Annotated in this window: 4 protein-coding genes; 3 read left to right on the forward strand and 1 reads right to left on the reverse strand. The window is 73.8% G+C overall.

What is annotated here, in order from left to right:
• From ACFXA3_RS34405 to ACFXA3_RS34415, 3 genes are all read left to right on the forward strand, one after another.
• The coding region (locus ACFXA3_RS34405; protein ID WP_385193491.1) for a homoserine O-acetyltransferase at positions 1–990 on the forward strand (990 nt) is incomplete at its 5' end.
• A gap of 37 nt (positions 991–1,027) precedes the next feature.
• Positions 1,028–1,888: an MBL fold metallo-hydrolase gene (locus ACFXA3_RS34410; RefSeq protein ID WP_385193494.1), complete on the forward strand. Its 861-nt coding sequence runs from the start codon at positions 1,028–1,030 to the stop codon at positions 1,886–1,888.
• Positions 1,889–1,952: 64 nt separating this feature from the next.
• Complete coding sequence (locus tag ACFXA3_RS34415; RefSeq protein WP_385193497.1) at positions 1,953–2,579, forward strand: TOPRIM nucleotidyl transferase/hydrolase domain-containing protein; 627 nt, start codon at positions 1,953–1,955, stop codon at positions 2,577–2,579.
• Positions 2,580–2,598: 19 nt separating this feature from the next.
• On the opposite strand, the gene ACFXA3_RS34420 is transcribed toward ACFXA3_RS34415, so the two are convergent.
• On the reverse strand, positions 2,599–3,398 hold an 800-nt coding region (locus ACFXA3_RS34420), incomplete at its 5' end, for a hypothetical protein (RefSeq protein WP_385193500.1).

The raw sequence follows: 3,398 nt of genomic DNA on the forward strand, positions 1-3,398 counted from the left end.
CACCCCCCCGCCGGTTCGATCGGGGTCCTCGTCCTGCACGCGCTGACCGGGGACAGTCACGTCGCCGGCGCCGCCGGGCCCGGCCACCCCACCGCGGGCTGGTGGGACGCACTGGCCGGCCCGGGGCGCGCACTCGACACCGACCGGTGGTTCGTGGTGGCGCCGAACGTACTGGGCGGCTGCCAGGGGAGCACCGGGCCCGCCTCCACCGGCCCCGGCGGGGACGCCTGGGGCAGCGCCTTCCCCCGTCTGACGCAGCGCGACCAGGTGCGGGCCGAGGCCGGACTCGCCGACGCGCTCGGCATCGGGCGCTGGGCCCTGGTGATCGGCGGCTCCATGGGCGGGATGCGGGCGTTGGAGTGGGCGGTCGGGGAACCGCGGCGCGTGGCCGCGCTGCTGCTGCTCGCCTGCCCGGCGGCGGCGAGCGCGGAGCAGATCGCCTGGGCCGGCGCGCAGCTGCACGCGATCCGCGCCGACCCCCACTGGCGGGGCGGCGACTACCACGACGCCGGACCCGGGCGGGGGCCGCACACGGGTCTGGGCATCGCCCGCCGCATCGCACACATCACCTACCGGTCGGCCGGGGAGCTGCAGAGCCGCTTCGGCCACGAGGCCCAGGAGGGCGAGCAGCCTTGGCGCGGCGGCCGGTACCGCGTCGAGTCCTATCTGGACCACCAGGCCGACAAGCTCGTCCGGCGGTTCGACGCGGCCAGCTACGTGGCGCTGGTCGAGGCGATGAACACCCACGACATCGGGCGGGGCCGGGGCGGTGCCCGCGCGGCTCTCGGCCGGGTGCGGGCCCGGACGGTGGTGGCCGGGGTGGACTCCGACCACCTCTACCCGCTGGAGCAGCAGGAGGAGCTGGCGGAGGGGATCGCGTCGGCGGGCGCGGTCCGGGTCATCCGCTCGCCTTCCGGGCACGACGGGTTCCTGCTGGAGACGGAGCAGGTCGGCGGCCTGGTACGGGAACTCCTCGAAGGCGCACGGTGACGTGTCCTTTCGAGGGCGGCGGCGCTAGGTTGGGGTCGTGATCGATTTCCTCGCCGACGCCCCGGTCCCCGGCAGCCTGGATGCCGTGTGGCACGCGGGCTGGCCGTCCCCCAAGCACGATCCCGCCCCCGAGATCCAGGTCCACGCGTACACCGAGAACACGGTGGTCCTGCGCCAGAACAAGTCGGTGCACTACGAGGCTCCGTTCCTCTTCCTGCTGTTCGGGAACGAGCGGGCGCTCCTCATCGACACCGGCGCCACCGCCGATCCCGCCCACTTCCCGCTGCGCGCGACCGTCGACGCCCTGATCGAGGACTGGCTGCTGCGCAATCCCCGTGCGCGGTACGGGCTGACGGTCGCCCACACCCATGGGCACGGCGACCACGTCGCGGGCGACGGGCAGTTCGCCGACAGGCCGCACACCACGGTCGTCGGCCCGGGGCTGGACGAGGTCACGGCCCACTTCGGACTCGACGACTGGCCGCACCGCACCGCCGAGCTCGACCTGGGCGGACGCGTCCTGGACCTCGTCCCCGGGCCCGGCCACCAGGCCGCCGCCCTGGTCTTCCACGACCGGCACACGGGTCTGCTGCTGACCGGTGACTCGCTCTACCCCGGGCGGCTCTACGTGCAGGACCGGGCGGCCTACGCCGAGACGGTGGACCGGCTGATCGGCTTCTGCGCGACCCGCCCGGTCACCCATGTCCTCGGCTGCCACATCGAGATGACCACGCGGCCGGACACGGACTACCCGCGGGGCACCACCCACCAGCCGGACGAGCCTCCGCTCCAGCTCGCCCCCACCCACCTGCACGAGCTGCGCCGCGCCCTCACGGAGACGGCGGGACAGTCGGGCTCCCATCCCCGCGGCGCGTTCATCGTCGTGTACCAGGACTGATCCGCGGGCCGGGGGCGCCGAATATGGCGTGCCCGAACGGCCGTGGACGTGCAGACTCGCCTCCATGGGGGACGACGGTGACACGCAGGCATTGCGCAACGCGATCGACGCCTGGGCGAGGGGCGGCCCGGACGGGCCGGCCCGCGATCTGGCCGTACGCACGGGCGTGCACACGGCGGTGTTGCTCGAAGGGCCGAGCGATCTCGCCGCCGTGGACGTGCTGGCCGGGCAGCGGGGCCGGGACCTGCCCTCCGAGGGCGTGTGCGTCCTGCCGATGGGCGGGGCGATGAACATCGGCCGCTACGCGGCCCTCCTCGGGCCGCCCGGCCTCGGGCTGCGCCTGGCGGGGCTGTGCGACGCGCGCGAGCAGCCGTTCTACGCGCGCGGGCTGCGCCGGGCGGGGGCGCCGGACCAGGGCTTCTTCGTCTGCCTGCGGGACCTGGAGGACGAGCTGATCCGCGCGTTGGGCACCGCGGAGGTCGAGGAGATCGTCCGGGCGGAGGGAGATGCCCGGGCCTGGCAGACGTTCCTTCGCCAGCCCGCGCAGCACGGCCGGTCCCGGCAGGAGCAGTTGCGGCGCTTCCTCGGCACGAAGAAGGGCCGCAAGATCCGCTACGGCCGCCTCCTCACCGAGGCGCTCGGCCCCGTACGGGTACCGGCCCCCCTCGACGGCCTCCTCGCGAGCCTGTGAACCCCGGCGCGGGGCGGCCTCACTGGATCAGGTCGGTGTGCGGATGGTCCGGGGACTGCGGGCACGTGTAGAGCTGGAGATGGCTGCCGCCGGAGATCTGGATCCTGGGCGAGTTCACCACGCCGGAGTGGTCGACCGCGGCGATGGCCCGGTCCTCGTACGGGACCCAACTGCGGTACTCGGAATGCCATTCCTTCGAGGGGACGGTCAGCAGCGGGGCCATTTCGGCGCCGCAGACGGCGCAGAACCGGGCGATGGGATCGGTGAGACCCCACGGGGGCCAGCCACCGGCCTTCCAGCCGGGAGCGATGGACAGCTCCTCGGTGTAGAAGGAGTCCGGGTAGGGGGCGTAGGAGCCGTCCACACCGGGTTCGGCTGCCTGCCACCTGCTCCAGTCCTTCAGCTGCTGCTGCAACTCCCTGCTCAGTTGGAGGGGATGGGGGTACTCGGTGATCTGTTCCGGTGCGAGGACGCACGGCTCGGGCACGTACTCGTCATACTCCACGGCACACGTCTCGGGCGGCGCGGCGAGGACGTCGGTGACCTCGGCGGCCGATCGCCAGAACAGCGCGGTCGGCGGCTTGCAGTCCGGCTCGTGCTCGAACGGACACCACAGCATCTGGAGCAGGTCCGCCTGCCCGGGCGGTCGCAGCAGGGGTACGTCGCGCACGTACAGCTGGGCCACGGGCAGCATGGCGTTCGGGCCCTCGTGCCACTCGTCGGTCCGCGGGTCGTGCCATTCGTGCGACTCGGGGCAGTACGGCCACGGTTCGCCGGGGGGGGGCGCCCCCGCGGGCGCCCCCCCCCCCAAAGTGTGTG

The organism is Streptomyces sp. NPDC059456 (assembly GCF_042750055.1).
GTDB lineage: Bacteria > Actinomycetota > Actinomycetes > Streptomycetales > Streptomycetaceae > Streptomyces.